The following is an 18,111-nucleotide window of genomic DNA, read 5'->3' as shown; positions in this document are numbered from 1 at the left end:
TCGCGTCGTCGACGGCTCACGTCGCAACTCGCGTCGCAGCGCGGCGCCGCTTCAGGAAGTTGCCCCGAACGGTCACTTACCCGTGGGTATGGCGAAATACTCGCGGGTATTCGACCGCTCGGGGCGAGTTCCGAACCTCAGCGCTTGAAGAGCCGCCGCCGCGACAGCGCCTTGCGCAGCCGTTGCTCGTCGACCCGCCAGTAGTCGTGCTGCTTGCCGTCGACGAGGGTGACCGGGACCTGCTCGGCGTATGCCGCCATCAGCTCCGGCTCCGCCAGGATGTTCCGCTCGGTGAAGGACTCCCCGGTGTCCGCGCAGACCCGCTCGATGACCGCGCGTGCGTCGTCGCACAGGTGGCAGTCAGGCTTGCCGATGAGCGTGATGCGGGTTTGCGGCATACGAGGCTGCGATCAGAAGAAAACTGAACGACGTTGCAGCAGAAGCGAATACAGCGACTGCTGGATGGTCTCGCGAACCTGGTCGGTGAGGTCGAAGACCAGCATCGGGTCGTCCGCAGCGGCAGCGCCGTAGGTGTCGGTGTCGACCGGGGCGCCGAACTCGATGATCCACTTGCTCGGCAGCGGGATCAGCCCGGCCAACCCGAGCAGCGGGAAGAACGGCGTCACCGGGAAGTAGGGGAACCCGAGCACCCGCGCCAGGCCCTTGACGTTGCCGATCATCGGGAAGATCTCCTCGGCGCCGACGATCGCGCACGGGATGATCGGCACCTCGGCGCGCAGCGCGGCGGACACGAAACCGCCGCGGCCGAACCGCTGCAGCTTGTAGCGCTCGGAGAACGGCTTGCCGACACCCTTGAAACCTTCGGGATAGACGGCGGCCAGCTCGCCCGCGGCGAAAAGCCGCTCGATGTCCGGGTTCGAGGCCAGGGTGGTGCCTGACTTGCGGCTCAGCTCGCCGATCAGCGGCGACTCGAAGACCAGGTCGGCCCCGAGCATCCGCACATGCCGGTGCTTGGGGTGCTCATCGTGTATGGCGACCTGGGTCATCAGCCCGTCGATCGGCAACGTGCCGGAGTGGTTGGCCACCACCAGCGCGGCGCCCTCGTCCGGGATGTTCTCGATCCCGCGGACCTCGACCCGGAACCACCGCTTGTAGAGCGGTCGCAGCATCGGCAGCCACACCTGGTCGGTGAACTCCCGATCGAAGCCGAAATCGTCGATCTCGTAGTCACCGGTCATCCGGCGCCGCAGGAACGACAACGCCTGAGCGATGCGGCGCTCCAGGTCGTCACCCTCGATGCCCACCAGCGAACCCGCCTTGCGCAGGCCCTCGACGATGACGTTGACGACACCCTCGAAGTCGGATGGGCTCGTCGCGATCTCCGACGACTCGGGCCGCTCCGGTGGGTCCGGCACGACGCGCAGCCCGGGCCCGTTGCCAGTCGCTGACCGGTCGTCGCGGGAGCCGGCGCTGCGTCGGGCGGCCGCGACGATGTTGTTGCGGGACGGGCGACTGCGGGGAGTCGCCTCCGCAGCCGCCGTATGACGATGACTCGCCGCCGGCGCCGAAGCGGTGCGCGGCGCGGATGTCGCGCGGGTCGCCGGTGCGGCTTTCACGGGCGTGGCTTTCGCCCCTCCCTGCTTCGTGGCGGCCTGCTTCGTGGCGCGCTTCACGGAGTCCGGCGCCTTCTTGGCGGTGGCCGGCTTCGTGGTCTGTTTCGCGGTGGTCTTCGACGCTTGGCTCTTGGTCGTTCGGCTCTTCGACGCGGCGGACTTCTTAGCGGCGGACTTCTTCGCGGCGGTCCTCTTCACCGTCGACTTGCGCGCCGGACCGTCGCCGGTCGCGCCCTTGTCGGCGGCACCGGTGTGCTGCTCCTCAGACACGTGCACCTCCCAGGTGTGCGGCGTTGCTACGGCCGGACGCTCCGAGCACCACGCGGAATGCGTCGCGGGTGCTGTGCTCCGGGGTGAAGTCGAGCATCGTGCGCATGCGGGTGGTGTCCATGCCACGCCCGAACTGCAGGAACTGCATCTGCTCGGCGTCGAACGCGCCGCTGCCGCCGACCATGCCGGACAGCTGTTGCATGATCGCGCTGGCCTGGGCGAGCACAGGGAGGACCGGCTTGCCGGCGATGCGCGCTGCCTGCCGGATGGTCAGCATGCCGGAACCGGCCACGTTGATCGTTCCGGACAGATCCTCGGCGAGCGCGGCCCGGTGCAGCACCCCGACGGCATCGTCGATGTGCAGGACCTGGAAGCGGCCGTCATACCCGAGGGGCACGGGAAGCACGGGCAACGTGAAGTATTCGGAGAAGGTGGTGCGCAAGCGGGGACCGACGAGGTTCGCCATACGGAGCATGGTGACGTCGATGTCCGGGCGGCGTCGGGCGAGTCCGCGAACGTAGGTCTCGACCTCGACCGAGTCGCGACCGAAGCCACCGGTCGGGTGGCGACGGGCGCTCATGTCCTCGGTGAACATCGCCGGGTCACGCGGTGAGCAGCCGTAGACCGACGAGGACGACTTGACGATCAGCCGCTCGACCGACTCGGCCTTCTGGCAGGCGGCGAGCAACTGCATCGTCCCGATGACGTTGATCTCCTTCTGCAGGGTGCGGCCGCCGGCCTGTTTCGGTGTCATGATCACGCCGAGGTGCAGAACGGTGTCGACCTTCTCCTGAGCGAGGATCTTGCCCATGATCGGGTTGCGGATGTCGGCCCGGATGAACTCGGCGCGGCCAAGGCTGTGCAGCGGCGGCACCGTGTCGATGGCGATGACCCGCTCGAAGGACTCGTCGGCCGCGAGCGCGCGGCACGTCATACCGCCGACCAGCCGGGACACACCTGTGACCAGGACAACGCGACCCATCGACTCTCCTCGGTGACGACTGACTGAGCGACGATCCTATCCGCCGCGCATGTGCGGGAGACGAGTCGCGCTCTTCGGGCAAGCCACACGGTATGACGAAGCCCCGGTGCCGCACGAAACGGTCCGGGGCTCGGTCGCGCTGCTGCGAAGGCCCGTCCTGGTCTCCGCGCCGGCCGCTGATCCGTGATGGACCTTCGGCCGTGCGCTCTTACTTCTTGTTGCGGCGCTGGTGGCGCGTCTTGCGAAGCAGCTTGCGGTGCTTCTTCTTGGCCATCCGCTTACGGCGCTTCTTGACGACTGAACCCATGCGTACGCTCTTCCTGAAAATTGCTGATTGGAACCGGTCGGCCGTGGCGCCGTGACCGGTCGCGAAGCCTCGGTGTCATCACGTCCGGTGTAGGACCTGATGCGCCGCCCAAGGCTACGCCATCGGCCCGACCACAGACGAATCGAGTGTGCTCGGGCGGACTCGGCCGAGGAGTCAGGCCGTGCCCATGTAGGACTGGCTGAGATATTCGGAGACCGCGTCCTCCGGCACCCGGAAGGATCGGCCGACCCGCACTGCGGGCAGCTCGCCGGAGTGCACCAGCCGGTAGACCGTCATCTTGGAGACCCGCATGATGGCGGCGACCTCGGCGACGGTCATGAACGTGACCTCGCCCGGCTGACGATCTTCGGCCATGGCTCTTGCCAACCCTTCTTCTGGCGACGCGATGTCGACCCCGAACTGCGGGCCGCTCAACGCGTCCCACAGGTGTCCTGCTGGGCAACGATAGAGGGTCAGCGGTGTCTGTGGAAAGTCTGAGCGCGCGAAATGTCCACCTGACACGCCGATACTGGTGAGAAAAATGTGGCGATCGGTGCAGGTATCCGCATGTTTCCGGCGTTACCGGTGTGACTGGCGGTCTTTGCCCGACAGACCGACCGTCGGCACTTCGGCACGCCCTGGACCCACAAACCCGTCCCAACAGACCGACCGTCGGCACTTCGGCACGCCCTGGACCCACAAACCCGTCCCAACAGACCGACCGTCGGCACTTCGGGACGCGGGTGCAGGCGACAGCGCACGACAACCGAACCCACCGACAGGCGGACCGCCGCGGAGACGACGACCGCGGCGGGCGGGCGGCGCGCGAGGAGTCGAAGCAGAGGAGTCAGTCGAACCAGACGTCGAGGCCGTGCAGGGGGAAGACCGCTTCCCGGGTGGCCAGGACCGACTGGTCGACCGCGTCGGCGGGGTCGACGCCGCTCTCCCAGGAGCGCCACCAGACCTGACCGTTCTCGGCCTGCCCGTCGCCCATCCGCGGCGGCCCGGGTCGGTCGAAGGTGCGTCGGACGTGCTCTCGCCATACGGCGGGGACCTCGGTCTCGAGATCGATCGGCCGGTGCGCGGCGATCGCGGTGAGGTGCGTCCACGCCCTCGGCACCACGTCGATCAGTTCGTAACCACCGCCGCCGAGCGCGATCCACTTGCCGTCGGCCACCTCGTGGGCAAGGTCGTGCAGTGTCGTGTATGCCGTGCGCTGCGCGTCCAAAGAAAGCGCCATGTGCGCGAGCGGGTCGGCGTAGTGGGAGTCGCAGCCCTGCTGGGTGACCAGCACGTCGGGGTCGAACGCACGCACCAGCGACGGCACGACCGCGTGGAGTGCCCGCAGCCACGAGGCGTCCCTGGTGCCCGGCGCGAGAGCCACGTTCACGGCGCTGCCCCGGGCGTCCGGGCCGCCGATGTCACCGGGAAAACCGGTGCCCGGGAAGAGGACTCGTCCCGTTTCGTGCAGCGAGATGGTGAGCACGCGAGGGTCGTTCCAGAACGCGCGCTCGACGCCGTCACCGTGGTGGACGTCGATATCGACATAGGCGACGCGTTCGGCGCCGTTGTCGAGCAGCCACTGGATGCCCAGCGCGGCGTCGTTGTAGATGCAGAAGCCCGACGCACTGGCGGCCATCGCATGGTGCAGGCCGCCGCAGAAGTTGACGCCGTGGTCGACCTCGCCGCGCCATACATCCTGCGCGATGCGCACCGTGGACCCGGCGATCAGCGCCGACGACTCGTGCATGCCGACGAACGCCGGGTCGTCCTCGGTCCCCAGCCCGTATGACGAATCCGCCGACGCGGGATCGGCGGAGGCGGCGCGCACAGCGTCGATGTAGTCGGCGCGATGCACCCAGGACAAGAAGTCGTCGTTGCCGCCGGGCATCGACGGTGCGACGACCTCCAGACCGGGCGCGTCGAAAACGCCAAGCGCACGACACAGCCGGGCCGTCAGGTCCAACCTGATCGGGTTCATCGGGTGCTGCGGACCGAAGTCGTACGCGGTCAGCTCCTCGCCCCACACGACTCGCACCCGTGGGTCGGCGGCGGTCATCGACTGGCCGATCAGAGCACTGAGCTCGGCACTGCGCCCGGGTCGTCTCCCAGCGGGTAGACCATCGCCATCTCGTCCTCGGAGCTGGCGTCATCCTCTGCCTCGGACTGCATGGCTCGCCGGCCGTCGGTCGGACGGAAGCCGAAGCTGGAGGCGAATGCGACGGCGCGACCGTTGTCGGTGCCGACCCAGTAGAGGACGAAGTCGTAGCTGTCCTGACGTGCCTGTCGGACACCGGCGTCCACGAGTTTCCAGGCGACGCCCTTGCCACGCAGCTCGGGGTCGACCCAGAGCCCGAAGAGCTCGCTGACCCGTTCGTCGTTGCCCGGCTTGCTGCCGACCGAGACGACTCCGACGATCTTGTCGCCGTCCTCTGCGACCAGTCGTCGGGACCGCTTGATGCGGGCCTGCCACAACTCGTCGTCGAACTTCTCCTCCTGCGAAACCGACGCCGCGAACGCGTCGGGAGCTTCACGCAATGCAGTCAGTCGAACGTCCCGGTAAACCTGCCATTCCTCATCCCCGAGGGCGCGCACCGTGATGTCAGTCATGAGCACAACTCTCCCATGCATCGCTCGCCGATGGTCACGAGGTGGGGTGAACTGCGAGCGCCGCGCAGATAACGATCCGTCGTCAGCCCTGGTCGGAAGCCAACTCTGCGGAGCGGCGCGCGGCCGCCTCCATCGCGGTCAGGAACGCCGCGCGCACCTTGTGGTCGTCCAGCTGTCGCAGCGCCGCGATCGTGGTCCCGCCGGGACTGGACACCCGTTCACGCAGCAGCGACGGATGGTCGCCGGTCTCCTTGAGCATGGTGGCGGCGCCATACAGGGTCTGCACGACGAGCTCGGTCGAGGTGTCGCGCGGTAGGCCCAGCAGCACCCCCGCCTCGACCATCGCCTCCACGACGTAGAAGACGTATGCCGGGCCGCTGCCGCTGATCGCCGTGACGGTGTCGAGCTTGCTCTCCGGCACCGAGATCACCGTTCCCGACGAGCTCAGCAGGTCCTGCGCCGCAGCCAGATGGCGGCTCTCGCTGTGTGTGCCGGGGCTGATGGCCGTCATACCCTCGCCGACCAGGGCCGGGGTGTTGGGCATGACGCGCACCACCGGGGTGCCTTCGGGCAGGTGTGCCTCGAGGTATGCCGTGGTGATGCCCGCCGCCACCGAGATCACCAGGGCACCGGGTTCCAGGCCGGCGGCGATCTCGTCCAGCAGCGCGCCCATGTCCGGCGGCTTGACCGCGGCGATGACGGTGGTGGCTCCGGCGACGGCCTCTGCCGTTGTGGCGGACTGCACGCCATACTTCTCGGCGACCTGTGCCTGGCGCTCCGCGCTGTGGTCGGAGACGACGATCCGAGTCGGGTCGCCGCTGCGGAGCAGCCCGGACAGCAGCGCCTCCCCCATCATCCCGACACCGAGGAAGGCGACCCGGCGATCGACGAATTCTCCCTGTTTCTCAGCTGATTCGGACATGCCGGTCATCCTCTCGTGTTCTTGCGCAGGCCCGACACGGCGCCGGTCGGGTGCTCGGCGAGTCGGTGCATGACGTAGGGGTACCACTGGCTGCCGTAGGGCAGGTAGACGCGCATCCGGTGCCCGGCCTGCGCGAGGCGCGACTGCTCGTCGGCGCGAACTCCGAAGAACATCTGGAACTCGAAGGAGTCGGGTGCCCGCAGTTCCTTGTCGGCCAGCGAGCGCGTGATGTCGATGATGGCCGGGTCGTGGGTCGCGATCATCGGGTAGCCCTTTCCCGCCAGCAGCACCTTGGCGCATCGCACGTAGGACAGGTCCACCTCGTGCTCGTCCTGGTAGGCGACCGCCTGCGTGGATCCGCCGCCCTTGCACAACCGGACGCGGCTGCCCTCGGTGGCCAGGTCACGACAGTCGGCCTCGGTGCGGCGCAGGTCGGCCAGCAGCACCGCGCCGACCCACGGGAAGTCGGCGCGCAGGTCGCGCACGATCGACAGGGTCGAGTCGACGGTGGTGTGATCCTCGGTCGCGACCGTGACGGTCGTCTCGGCGCGGGCGGCCGCCTCGCAGATCTGCCGGGCGTTGTCGAGCGCGATCTTCGCGCCGTCCTCCGGCAGCTCGCGACCCAGGGCACTGAGCTTGATGCTGACCTCGGCGGCGCCGTCGGCGCTCAGCCCGCACTCGTGCAATTCGCGCAGCATCGACAGGTATTCGTCCCGGGTGTGAGTGGCCTGCGCGACGTCCCGGACGTCCTCGGACAGGAACACCAACGACGCGAGCAGCCCGTCGGCCACCAGGTCGGCGGCGACCCCGATCCCGTCCTCGGCGGTGTCCCCGGCCACCAGGCGGCGTACGACGGAGCGACTGACCGGCACACGCTCGACGACCCGCCGGGCGGAATCGCTCCGGCTCAGGGCCAGCAGTCCCTGCCGCACGGCTGCGCTGGGGTCGATCACGAGAGTGGCTCCTTCACTTACTCGGTATGTCCGAATCCGAGCGTATGGCGCGGTGACCGCGCGCGGCCGAGCGACCCCGGCGGCGATCCGCGCGTGATCGACCGGCGGTGATCAGCCGGTGGTCAACGCCCGGCGGCCGACGCGGCGAAATGCAGCCGGGCGAAGGCGAGCGCCTCGGCGAGGTCGAGCTCCCGCTGCTCGATCGACAGCTTGCGGGTGCCGACCTCGAGCACGACGTCGCCGGTGTAGCCACGCCCGGCCAACGACTCCAGCAGATCCGCGCACGGTTGGGAGCCACGCCCCGGGACAAGGTGCTCGTCCTTGAACGAGCCGGACCCGTCTGCCAGGTGGATGTGCGCCAGCCGGTCACCGAGATCTTCGGCCATCTGCATAGCGTCCGATCCCGCTGTCGCGGTGTGCGACAGGTCGAGCGTGACGTGGTCGTAGTCGAGCCCGACGGGATCCCAGCCGGGGAGGTACGCCTGCATCTCGCGGCCACGGGCCCGCCACGGGAACATGTTCTCGATCGCGATCCGCACGTCCGTGCGGGTGTTGCGTTCGGCGACGCCAGCGGTGAACTCCGCGGCATACTCCCGCTGCCACCGGAAGGGCGGATGCACCACCACGGTCTGCGCACCGACCTCTTCGGCCAGGGCGACCGAGTTGTCGATCTTCGGCCACGCTTCCGGACCCCAGATGCGTTGCGTGAGCAACAGCGTCGGCGCATGCACGGACACGATCGGTATGCCGTAGTGGTCGACGAGCTTGCGCAGCGCGCCGGACTCCTGGCTGACCGGGTCGGTCCAGATCATCACTTCGACGCCGTCATACCCGAGGCGTTCGGCCATCACGAAGCCGTCGGCGACGCCCAGCGGGTAGACCGAGGAGGTGGACAGCGCGATGCGGCCCTGCGGCACGGTCAGCCGCGAGGTGCTCATCAGGTGTCCAGCCAGTCGAGGCGCCGGAGGATGACGCCCTCGCGCAGCGCCCAGGGGCACAGGTCGAGGCGTTCCACCCCCAGCAGGTCCATGGCGCCGTGGACAACGATCGCCCCGGCGAGCAACTGTCGCGCGCGGCTGGCGGAAACGCCTGGCAGTGCTGCGCGTTCGTCCGCTGTCATCTCGGCGAGCCGGGGCACCAGCTCACCGAGCGCGTCGCGTTCGAGCACCCGGTCGACCCGGGGCCCGTCGCCCCGCGGCGCGGCGCCCAGCACACGGGCGAGGGAGCGGATGGTCTTGCTGGTGCCGACCACCCGGTCCGGTGTCCCGACCTTGTGCAGGTCACGGACCACCCGTGCGATGTCGGAACGGACCTGCTTGCGCAGCACCTTGAGATCCGCGGCGACCGGTGGGTCACCCTCCAGGTCGCGGGTGAGGCGACCAGCGCCGAGCGGAAGGCTGAGCGCGACGTCGGGCTCCTCGTCGATGCCGGCCGAGAACTCCAGGGAGCCACCGCCGATGTCGACGACCAGCAGGCGCCCGGCGGACCAACCGAACCAGCGGCGAACGGCCAGGAAGGTCAGTCGCGACTCGTCGTGGCCCTCGAGGACCTCCAGCTTCACGTCCGTCGCGGCGTGCACCTGCGACAGGACCTGGTCACCGTTGGGCGCCTCGCGGATCGCGCTGGTGGCGAAGGCGAGCAGGTCCTCGCAGCCCTGGTCGTCCGCGATGGTCAGGCACTCCTGGACGAAGGTCGTCAGTTGCTGGACCCCGTCGGCCGAGATCGAACCGTCCGGATCGGTGTGCTCGGACAGCCGCAGCTCGCGCTTGTGCGAGGTGGCAGGCAGGGGGTGTGCGCCCCGGTGAGCATCAACCACGAGTAGGTGGACCGTGTTCGATCCCACGTCGATCACACCGAGCCGCATGACTGCAACGCTATCCGACCCGGGGACCGGTTCCTCATCTCCGCGTCGGATCGCCTGCATCGGATGGTGCAGCGGTGACGCGCACACCTACGATGTGGCGCGTGGTCGAGACAGCACTGGACATCCCGCGGACCTGGGTCGAGTTCGACAACCCGGACGACCCGGAGGAACGCTTCCGGTGCGACCTGACCTGGCTGACGTCGTCCTGGACGTGCATCTTCGGCAATGGTTGCCAGGGCATCTACGAGGAAGCACCGGACGTCGGGTGCTGCACCCTGGGCGCGCACTTCTCCGACAAGGACGATCTGAAGAACGTCAAGGCCGCGGTCCGCGAGCTGGGACCCGACGAGTGGCAGTACTACGACGAGGGCCACTCCAAGGACGGCTGGCGCGAGAAGGAGGACGGCGACTGGAAGACGCGGGTCGTGGACGGCGCGTGCATCTTCCACAACCGTCCCGGGTTCCCGGCCGGCGCCGGCTGTGCGCTGCACCAACACGCCATACTCACGGGCGTTCCGCCGCACACCATCAAGCCGGACGTGTGCTGGCAGCTGCCGATGCGGCGCACCTACCGCACCGTCGAGCAGCCGGACGACACGTCCTACCTGGAGATCTCGATAGGCGAGTACGACCGCCGCGGCTGGGGGCCCGGCGGCCACGACCTCGACTGGTACTGCTCGGGCAATCCTGAGGCGCACGTGGGCAGTTCACCGGTCTACGTGTCCAACGAGGGCGAGTTGCGACACCTCATGGGCGACAACGCGTATGCCGAGCTGGCGCGCCGCTGCGAGGCGCACCTGGTCCAGGCGACGGCGTTGCGGCATGCCGGCCCGGCCGGTCGTGAGCTGCTGCCGCTCTACGTGCACCCGGCGACGTTGCTGGCCGAGGAAGCTGCAGAAGAGGCCTCCTCGGCGAAGTCGTCCAAACGGAAGCGCAAGTGACACAAAGAGATTCGGCGCCTGCGGCAATCCCGTCCCCGCCCCTCTTTTCGTCGACTGTCCCGTCGCCGAACATCTGGACATCGCCGGACACCTACGAGATCGAGAACCACGGCGTCGACCCGGACGGTGCGATCTGGGCGGCCATGCGCCAGGTGCGCGACTGGGCGGACTCCGACGTGCTGGACATCGGCTGCGGGACCGGCTTCCATCTGCCGTTCTTCGCCGCGTCCGCACGCTCGGTCATCGGGGTGGAACCACACCCGCCACTGGTCGAGGCCGCCCGTGCACGCGCGACCCGCGCAGGCCTCGACTCCTCGGTCGAGGTGCGGGCAGGCGGGGCGGAATCCCTTCCGGTGCAGTCGGGTTCGATCGATATCGCGCACGCGCGGTGGGCGTACTTCTTCGGCGGCGGGTGCGAGCCGGGACTCGCCGAACTCGACCGGGTGATGCGTCCCGGTGGGGTGGCGTTCGTCATCGACAACGACGCGTCCCGGTCGACGTTCGGGTCGTGGTTCCGGAGAGCGTTGCCGTCATACGACCCGGTGGGTGTGGAGCGCTTCTGGCGCCGGGTCGGCTTCACGTCCGTGCCGGTGACGATGCGGTGGGCGTTCGACACCCGCGCCGACTTCGAGGCGGTCGTGCGCATCGAGTTCACACCTGAGCACGCCGAGCGGATCCTGGCCGAACACAACGGCACCGGAGTCGATTACGCGGTCTTCGTGCGCCACCGTCGTTATTGAGTCTCCCCAGATTGACTGCCTCGATCACGCGCCGCCGGCGGAGACGATGGCGTCGGTGAGGAAGCCTGCGGCGAGGCCGATCAGGACGCCGTAAGCGAGCAGGTCCGTACGGCGAGCGCGCGCGGCGAGGCCGACGAGTTGCATGACGACATACAGGATCGATCCCGCGGCGAGGGTCAGGAAGACGACACTCACCGCGTCGCTGGTGAAGCTGTGCCCGACCCAGGTGCCGACGAACGTCGGCCCGCCACCGATCAGCGCGAGCAGGAGGAGCCGGCCCCAGGTCGGCAACCGGCGCTCCCCCGCATCATCGACGTCGGCGGCCAGCGGCGCGGTGATCCCGAAGCCCTCCGTCGCGTTGTGCAGGGCGAAGCCGACCACCAGCAGGGTGGCCATCGCGATCTCGCCGGTGGCGGCCGCCTGGCCGATCGCCAGTCCTTCGGCGAAGTTGTGCAGTCCGATGCCGACCGCGATCAGTGTCGCCAACTGCATCGGCTGCAGGGCGTGCGCGGCGCGCGCCCTGCGGAGCATCCACTTCTCGTAACCCACCAGCGCGAGCAGGCCGACCGTGATGCCCACGGCGAACAGGACGCCGTAGCCGATCGCGGATCCGAGTCCACCCTTGCCGTCATGTATGTCGCCGAGCGCTGCGTCGATCGGCTCCCACGCCGCGGACAGGACGTCCCAGAAGAGGAAGAGCAGGACCCCGACCGCTATCGCGTTGAGCAGCGATCGGGTCGCCGGAGCGGGCGCGCGGAGCCGGCCGAGCGGCATACCGAGCAGGATCGTCGCACCGGCGATGAGGCCGAGGACCAGGGTGTTGGCAAGAGACATCGACATCCTCCGGGTGAGTAAGGCGAGGCTAAGCTACTCGAACACCATGTACGGCCTGTCGGGGCCCGCCTCTAGAGTCCGGCGTATGGCGAGCAGCACACGCAAGAAGGCCCCGGCCCCGACGTTCCGTTGCACGGAATGCGGCTGGCAGGCGATCAAATGGGCCGGTCGTTGCGGTGAGTGCCAGTCCTGGGGGACGGTGACCGAGGTCGGTCAGCAACAGGTCCGCACGGCGCCGGCGGCGACCATCGAGCGGCCCGCGCTGCCGATCGGCGAGGTCGACGCGACCAGGGCGCAGCACCGATCGACGGGCGTCGGCGAGTTCGACCGGGTCCTCGGCGGCGGCCTGGTGACCGGCGGCGTGGTTCTCGTCGCCGGGGAGCCGGGCATCGGCAAGTCCACGTTGCTGCTCGACGTCGCGGCACGGGCCGCCCGGGGCGGGCAGACCGTCCTCTACGTCAGCGGTGAGGAGTCCGCGGCCCAGGTGCGGCTGCGCGGCGAGCGCATCGAGGCGCTGGCCCGCGACCTCTACCTCGCCAGCGAGACCGACCTGGCGACCGTGCTCGCGCAGATCGACAAGCTGCACCCCGATCTGCTGATCATCGACTCGGTGCAGACCATCGCGTCGGCGGACGTCGACGGCTCGCCGGGCAACGTCAGTCAGGTGCGGGAGGTCGCCGCCGCGATCATCCAGGTCGCCAAGCGCGACGGCATCGGCACGCTGCTGGTAGGCCACGTCACCAAGGACGGCTCGATCGCCGGGCCACGCGTGCTCGAGCACCTCGTCGACGTCGTCGTGCAGTTCGAGGGCGAGCGGCACTCCCGGCTGCGGCTGGTCCGGGCCGCCAAGAACCGCTACGGCCCCACCGACGAGGTGGGTTGCTTCGACCTGACCGAGATGGGCATCACCGGTCTGCCGGATCCGAGTGGCCTGTTCCTGTCGCACATGAAGGAGGCGGTGCCCGGCACCTGCGTGACGGTCACCCTCGAGGGCCGTCGGCCCCTGGTCACCGAGGTGCAGGCGCTGCTCGTGCCCGGCAACGGCGGCTCCGCGCGACGGACCACCAACGGCGTCGACAACTCCCGCACCGCCATGATCCTGGCCGTGCTCGACCGTCGCGCGGGTGTCCGGCTGCGCGACGACGACTGCTACGTCTCGACGGTCGGCGGCGCCAAGCTCTCCGAGCCGGCGGCCGACCTGGCGATCGCGCTGGCATTGGCCTCCGCCAAGGACGGCTGCCCGATGCCGACCGGGACGCTCGCGGTCGGCGAGGTCGGCCTCGCCGGCGACGTGCGGGGCGTCGGTGGAGTGCCGCGCCGGCTGGCCGAAGCCGCCCGGATCGGCTTCAAGCGGGCCATCGTGCCGGCCGGTTCGATGGGCACCGAGACGCCGCCGGCCGGGATGCGGGTGATCGAGGTGCGCGACGTGCACGCGGCGACACGCGCCATCGCCATACCGGTGAGCGCCGACCGAGGCGAGCACGCGAGCGAGGCACGAGCGAGGCGCGCAGCCGAGGGAAGAGGCGCGACAGAAGGCGTCAACAGCTGAGGTTCGACGCTCGATTCCCAGGACGCGGACAGGTTCGCGCCGCGTGTGGGAGCGGCTTCGCCGAGCGGACCGCACCTACACTGACCGTGTGTCACGCTCCCCCGAAGTCATCCTCCGCGAAACTCTCGCCGCCGTCGCGCCCGGCACCGACCTGCGCGACGCGCTGGAGCGGATCCTGCGCGGGCGCACCGGCGCGCTCATCGTGATCGGCCACGACTCGGTCGTGGAGGACATGTCGTCCGGCGGCTTCCCCATCGACATCGAGTTCACTGCGACCAGGTTGCGCGAGCTGGCCAAGATGGACGGCGGGATCGTCGTCAACAGTGACGTGTCCCGGATCCTGCGTGCCGGCACCCAGCTGATGCCCGACCCGAGCATCGAGACCAAGGAGTCCGGCACGAGGCACCGCACGGCCGAGCGGGTCGCCAAGCAGACCGGATTCCCGGTCGTGTCGGTCAGCCAGTCGATGCACATCATCGCCCTGTATGTCGGCGGCGTGCGCAAGGTCATCGAGGGCTCCAACGCGATCATGTCCCGCGCCAACCAGGCGCTGCAGACCCTGGAGCGCTACAAGGCGCGCCTCGACGAGGTCACCGGCACGTTGTCGGCGCTGGAGATCGAGGACCTGGTCACCGTCCGCGACGTGGCCAGTGTGCTGCAGCGGCTGGAGATGGTTCGCCGGATCAGCGAGGAGATCAGCGAATACGTCGTCGAGCTCGGCACTGACGGCCGGCTGATCTCGCTGCAGCTGGACGAGCTGGTCGGCGGCCTGACCGACGACCGCGAGCTCGTCGTCCGCGACTACGTCGACCCCGACCGGGCCGACATGAGCGTCGACGACGCCATCACCCGGCTCGGCGAGATGAGCTCTACCGAGTTGCTCGACCTGTCGGCCGGTGCCCGCGCTGCGGGCTTCTCGGTGATCGGCGACATGCTCGACCTGTCGGTCAGCCCGCGCGGTTACCGGCTGCTGACCAAAGTGCCGCGGCTGCCCGGCACCATCGTCGACCGGCTGGTGGATCACTTCGGCACCTTGCAGCGGTTGCTCGCCGCGGACTTCGACGACCTGATGGCCGTCGAAGGCGTCGGTGAGAGCCGCGCCCGCGCGGTCCGCGAGGGCCTGTCGCGGCTGGCCGAGAGCAGCATCCTCGAGCGATACGTCTAGTTACCCCAACGCTCTTCGCAACTCCATGACCGACACCGAGTCCCTGCACGACGCCATTCTGCAGTGGTACGACGAGAGCGCCCGCGACCTGCCGTGGCGGGTGCCGGCCGACGAGTGGCCGTGGCCGGAGGTCGACCGGCCGTGGGCGGTGCTGGTCTCGGAAGTGATGCTGCAGCAGACCCCGGTCGCCCGCGTGGAGCCGGTATGGCGCACCTGGATGCAGCTCTGGCCGACCCCTGCCGCGCTCGCCGCCGCGTCACCCGGTGATGCCGTGCGCGAGTGGGGACGTCTTGGCTACCCCCGGCGTGCGCTGCGCCTGCATGCCGCAGCGACCGCGATCACGCAGGAGCACGAGGGCGTCATACCCGCCGATATGCAGCAGTTGCAGGCCCTTCCGGGTATCGGCAGTTACACCGCGGCTGCGGTGGGCGCGTTCGCCTTCGGCATCCGCACGACGGTCGTCGACGTCAATGTCCGTCGGGTGGAGGCGCGCCTGGTGACCGGCGCACAACATGCCGCACCGAGCCTGACCGCGGCGGAGACCCGGCTCGCCGAGACCCTGCTGCCCGCCGACGACGCGGACGCTACCCGATGGAACGTCGCGGTGATGGAGCTGGGCGCGCTGGTCTGCAAGGCCACCACGCCCGACTGCAACGCCTGCCCGGTCGTCGCACAGTGCAGCTGGGTGCTCGCCGGCCGGCCCGCGCACGACGGCCCGCGCAAGAAGGCGCAGAAGTGGCACGGCACCGACCGGCAGGTGCGCGGCAAGCTGCTTGCCGTGCTGCGCGAAGCCACAGCGCCGGTGCCGCGCACGGAGCTCGACATCGTCTGGCACGACCCCGGTCAGCGCGACCGGTGCCTGGTCTCGCTCATCGAGGACGGCCTGGTCGAAGCACTCCCTCGTGAGCGCTTCCGGCTGCCGACCTGACGAGGCCGAGGCTGCGCTCTGGTTAGAGTTGCACGCATGAGCGCCGCCGACGACCCCGCCCAGTTCCTCATCGTCATGGGGGTCTCCGGCTCCGGGAAGACGACCCTCGCAGAGGGCATCGCCGACGCGATGGGCTGGCTCTACGCCGAGGGTGACGACTTCCACTCGCAGGCCAACGTCTCCAAGATGGCCGCCGGCGTGCCGCTCACCGACGAGGACCGCTGGCCCTGGCTGCGGTCCATCGGCACCTGGATCGACGAGCACGAGAACGACGGCCGCAGTGCGGTCATCACCTGCTCCGCGCTGAAGCGCAGCTACCGCGACCTGCTGCGCGAGGGTCGCGACAACGTGCGCTTCGTCTACCTCGATGTTCCGCAGAAGGTGCTCGAAGAGCGGCTCGCCAAGCGCACCGGTCACTACATGCCGCCGTCGCTGCTTCCGTCGCAACTGGAGGCTCTGGAGCCGCTGGAACCGGACGAGGCCGGCGTCGTCGTTCACGCCCACCAGACGCCCGAGGCATCGCTCGCCCAGGCTCTCGAGCTGCTCGGGCTGACGCCTAAGAACTGACCTATCGAGTTATCCACATCCCTCTCGCAATCCGGCGCATCGAGAGGGGGATGTGGATAACAGTTATGCACGAAAAGTGTTGTCTTTACTGACAATTCGAGTATAATCGAACACATGGACGACATGAGAACCGATACGATTGAACGCGCTGGGTGCACGTTCAATGCGTCGGCTGTGCGTGCCTTCCACGACCGGCTCGACGAGGCAGTGGTCGCTGACACCCTGGAGGACCTGCTGGCCGAGGCACGGGCGTTGGAGGAAGCCAAGAACGCCATCACCGCCCGCCAAGCCCGCCTGACCGTCCAAGCCCACGATCAGCAACGACGACTGGACCTGCCGCGTGGGATCGACCGGGCCGCCACCGCCCACAAAGTCGGGTCCGACATCGCATTGGCCCGCCGGTCCGCCCCGCACCTGGGCTCCCGACTGCTGGGCCTGGCACACGCCGTGGTCGAGGAAATGCCCTGCACGTTCGCGGCCCTTGCGGCCGGGGTGATCAACGAACGCGACGCCACCGACCTGGTCGCCGCCACCTCCTACCTGAGCAGGGAAGACCGGGGCCGCGTCGACACCGCGATCGCCGGCGACCTGGGGGTCGTGTCCCACCGGCGACTGATCGCCGCGGCACAAGCCGCCGCGTACCGGGCCGACCCGGCCGCGGCCACCGCCCGCCGCGCCAAAGCAGAGTCCGAACGCCGGGTCAGCCTGCGACCCGCACCGGACTGCATGACCTGGCTGACCGCACTGCTCCCGGTCAAAGACGGCGTCGCGTGTTTCGCCGCACTCAAAACCGCCGCTGATGCGAATGCCACACCTGAGCACCCGCGCGGGCAGGTGATGGCCGACACCCTCGTCGAACGCGTCACCGGCCGCACCACCATCGACGGCCCAGGCGTCAACATCAACCTGATCCTGCCCCTGGACTCGTTGACCGGCGACACCCCAGCAGACCTGCCCGGGTACGGGCCGATCCCGGCCGACCTGGCCCGCGAATGGATCACCAACCACCCGCAGAAAGCAGCCGCAATACGGCGGCTGTTCTCCTACCCCGGCACCGGCGACCTGATCGGGATGGAGTCCGCCTCCCGGTGTTACACCGGGTTACTGGCCGACTTCATCAAGCTGCGGGACCGGACCTGCCGCACCCCCTACTGCGACGCCCCCATCGCCCACACCGACCACATCGTGCCCCACAGCAAAGGTGGCGCGACCAGCGAACGCAACGGCCAAGGCCTCTGCGAACGCTGCAACTACGTCAAAGAACACCCCGACCACCTCGTCGGCGGCGACGCCGGCGAAACCTTCACCCTGACCGGCGGATTCACCGCCAGCAGCAGACCACCCGCCCCACCAGGACACCCACCACCAACGAGATCCCCGATCTCACGCACCCTGATGAATATCGAATTCAGCCAATGCGGTGCAGCCCAGCCAACTGCTGTTCAGTGTCAATAGCCGCGTGAAACCGATCAGCGGCAGCGCTTGGCTCAGTGAGCGTCTCCGCTGACTAAGAGTCCCGGATGCTGGAGCGCCTGAATGACCGACAAGGCGTTGTCGAGGTGGTCGCCTCGTGTGCCGTAGCACGGCCGCGTCCCGGGATGCCTACGCGGACAGGCTCTACGGGACCGACATCGCCGCGCCGCGCGCTGGATCATGCCCTGACGCGGGTGTTCACCGTTTGTGGAACCTCTATCGAGACGCCTGCTCCCTGGACGAGAACTCGTTTGTGGGATCCGAACGAGGTCGAACTTCGTCGCACCAATCGGGTAGTCGTCTGGGCACCTGCAGCGGTGGTGGACCTGAAGGTCGGGGCCTGCACTGAATTGAAGGGGGCGATCATGTTCGTATCTGCAGCAAGCCGCGCAACCATGCTGCTAGTCGCAGCCGTTGGTCTGAGTGGATGCG

Annotated in this window: 19 protein-coding genes; 7 read left to right on the top strand and 12 right to left on the bottom strand. The window is 68.8% G+C overall.

Annotation, left to right across the window (positions count from 1 at the left end; translation table 11 throughout):
* Positions 1 to 137 precede the first annotated feature (137 nt).
* The 11 genes from IEX71_RS18430 to IEX71_RS18380 all read right to left on the bottom strand — a co-directional run bounded on the left by IEX71_RS18430 (position 138) and on the right by IEX71_RS18380 (position 9,482).
* Positions 138 to 398, bottom strand: a complete 261-nt coding sequence (locus tag IEX71_RS18430; protein WP_188838544.1) for a glutaredoxin family protein — start codon at positions 396 to 398, stop codon at positions 138 to 140.
* A 12-nt stretch (positions 399 to 410) separates the two neighbouring features.
* Positions 411 to 1,844, bottom strand: coding sequence for a 1-acyl-sn-glycerol-3-phosphate acyltransferase (locus IEX71_RS22590; protein WP_229749861.1), 1,434 nt, complete (start codon positions 1,842 to 1,844; stop codon positions 411 to 413).
* Positions 1,837 to 2,826, bottom strand: a complete 990-nt coding sequence (locus IEX71_RS18420) for an NAD-dependent epimerase/dehydratase family protein (protein WP_188838543.1) — start codon at positions 2,824 to 2,826, stop codon at positions 1,837 to 1,839. The genes IEX71_RS22590 and IEX71_RS18420 overlap by 8 nt, the downstream gene beginning before the upstream one ends.
* A gap of 208 nt (positions 2,827 to 3,034) precedes the next feature.
* Complete coding sequence (locus IEX71_RS18415) at positions 3,035 to 3,133, bottom strand: 30S ribosomal protein bS22 (protein WP_082775156.1); 99 nt, start codon at positions 3,131 to 3,133, stop codon at positions 3,035 to 3,037.
* Between the two features lie 174 nt (positions 3,134 to 3,307).
* Positions 3,308 to 3,508 carry a helix-turn-helix domain-containing protein gene (locus IEX71_RS18410; RefSeq protein WP_188838542.1) on the bottom strand — a complete coding sequence of 67 codons (201 nt, stop codon included), beginning with the start codon at positions 3,506 to 3,508 and terminating at the stop codon, positions 3,308 to 3,310.
* A 472-nt stretch (positions 3,509 to 3,980) separates the two neighbouring features.
* The gene (locus IEX71_RS18405; protein ID WP_229749860.1) at positions 3,981 to 5,192 is read right to left on the bottom strand and encodes an acetoin utilization protein AcuC; all 1,212 of its coding nucleotides are present in this window, start codon (positions 5,190 to 5,192) and stop codon (positions 3,981 to 3,983) included.
* 11 nt (positions 5,193 to 5,203) lie between these two features.
* Positions 5,204 to 5,743, bottom strand: a complete 540-nt coding sequence (locus tag IEX71_RS18400) for a GNAT family N-acetyltransferase (protein ID WP_188838541.1) — start codon at positions 5,741 to 5,743, stop codon at positions 5,204 to 5,206.
* A gap of 82 nt (positions 5,744 to 5,825) precedes the next feature.
* Positions 5,826 to 6,665 (bottom strand): pyrroline-5-carboxylate reductase, encoded by an 840-nt coding sequence (proC, locus tag IEX71_RS18395; protein WP_188838540.1) that lies wholly within the window; start codon positions 6,663 to 6,665, stop codon positions 5,826 to 5,828.
* 5 nt (positions 6,666 to 6,670) lie between these two features.
* Complete coding sequence (locus IEX71_RS18390; protein ID WP_308420996.1) at positions 6,671 to 7,618, bottom strand: proline dehydrogenase family protein; 948 nt, start codon at positions 7,616 to 7,618, stop codon at positions 6,671 to 6,673.
* A gap of 122 nt (positions 7,619 to 7,740) precedes the next feature.
* Entirely contained in the window at positions 7,741 to 8,556 is an 816-nt protein-coding gene (locus IEX71_RS18385; RefSeq protein WP_188838539.1) for a sugar phosphate isomerase/epimerase family protein, read from the bottom strand.
* Complete coding sequence (locus IEX71_RS18380) at positions 8,556 to 9,482, bottom strand: Ppx/GppA family phosphatase (RefSeq protein ID WP_188838538.1); 927 nt, start codon at positions 9,480 to 9,482, stop codon at positions 8,556 to 8,558. The genes IEX71_RS18385 and IEX71_RS18380 overlap by 1 nt, the downstream gene beginning before the upstream one ends.
* Positions 9,483 to 9,583: 101 nt before the next feature.
* Between IEX71_RS18380 and IEX71_RS18375 the strand changes: the two genes are divergently transcribed.
* Entirely contained in the window at positions 9,584 to 10,423 is an 840-nt protein-coding gene (locus tag IEX71_RS18375; protein WP_188838537.1) for a DUF3109 family protein, read from the top strand.
* Entirely contained in the window at positions 10,420 to 11,163 is a 744-nt protein-coding gene (locus IEX71_RS18370; protein ID WP_229749859.1) for a class I SAM-dependent methyltransferase, read from the top strand. Before IEX71_RS18375 ends, IEX71_RS18370 begins: the two co-directional genes overlap by 4 nt.
* 24 nt (positions 11,164 to 11,187) lie before the next feature.
* On the opposite strand, the gene IEX71_RS18365 is transcribed toward IEX71_RS18370, so the two are convergent.
* On the bottom strand, positions 11,188 to 11,997 hold the full coding sequence (locus tag IEX71_RS18365) for a ZIP family metal transporter (protein WP_188838536.1): 810 nt from the start codon (positions 11,995 to 11,997) through the stop codon (positions 11,188 to 11,190).
* An 85-nt stretch (positions 11,998 to 12,082) separates the two neighbouring features.
* On the opposite strand from IEX71_RS18365, the gene radA reads away from it, so the two are divergent.
* From radA to IEX71_RS18340, 5 genes are all read left to right on the top strand, one after another.
* Positions 12,083 to 13,546, top strand: a complete 1,464-nt coding sequence (radA, locus tag IEX71_RS18360; RefSeq protein ID WP_188838535.1) for a DNA repair protein RadA — start codon at positions 12,083 to 12,085, stop codon at positions 13,544 to 13,546.
* Between the two features lie 88 nt (positions 13,547 to 13,634).
* Entirely contained in the window at positions 13,635 to 14,711 is a 1,077-nt protein-coding gene (gene disA, locus IEX71_RS18355) for a DNA integrity scanning diadenylate cyclase DisA (protein WP_188838534.1), read from the top strand.
* Positions 14,712 to 14,736: 25 nt separating this feature from the next.
* Positions 14,737 to 15,639, top strand: coding sequence for an HhH-GPD family protein (locus tag IEX71_RS18350; protein WP_188838533.1), 903 nt, complete (start codon positions 14,737 to 14,739; stop codon positions 15,637 to 15,639).
* A gap of 36 nt (positions 15,640 to 15,675) precedes the next feature.
* Entirely contained in the window at positions 15,676 to 16,206 is a 531-nt protein-coding gene (locus tag IEX71_RS18345) for a gluconokinase (RefSeq protein WP_188838532.1), read from the top strand.
* A gap of 114 nt (positions 16,207 to 16,320) precedes the next feature.
* On the top strand, positions 16,321 to 17,661 hold the full coding sequence (locus tag IEX71_RS18340; protein WP_188838531.1) for an HNH endonuclease: 1,341 nt from the start codon (positions 16,321 to 16,323) through the stop codon (positions 17,659 to 17,661).
* The last annotated feature ends 450 nt before the right edge of the window (positions 17,662 to 18,111 follow it).

Source organism: Flexivirga endophytica, assembly GCF_014640635.1.
GTDB lineage: Bacteria > Actinomycetota > Actinomycetes > Actinomycetales > Dermatophilaceae > Flexivirga > Flexivirga endophytica.
This window is presented reverse-complemented; position numbering and strand designations above follow the sequence as displayed.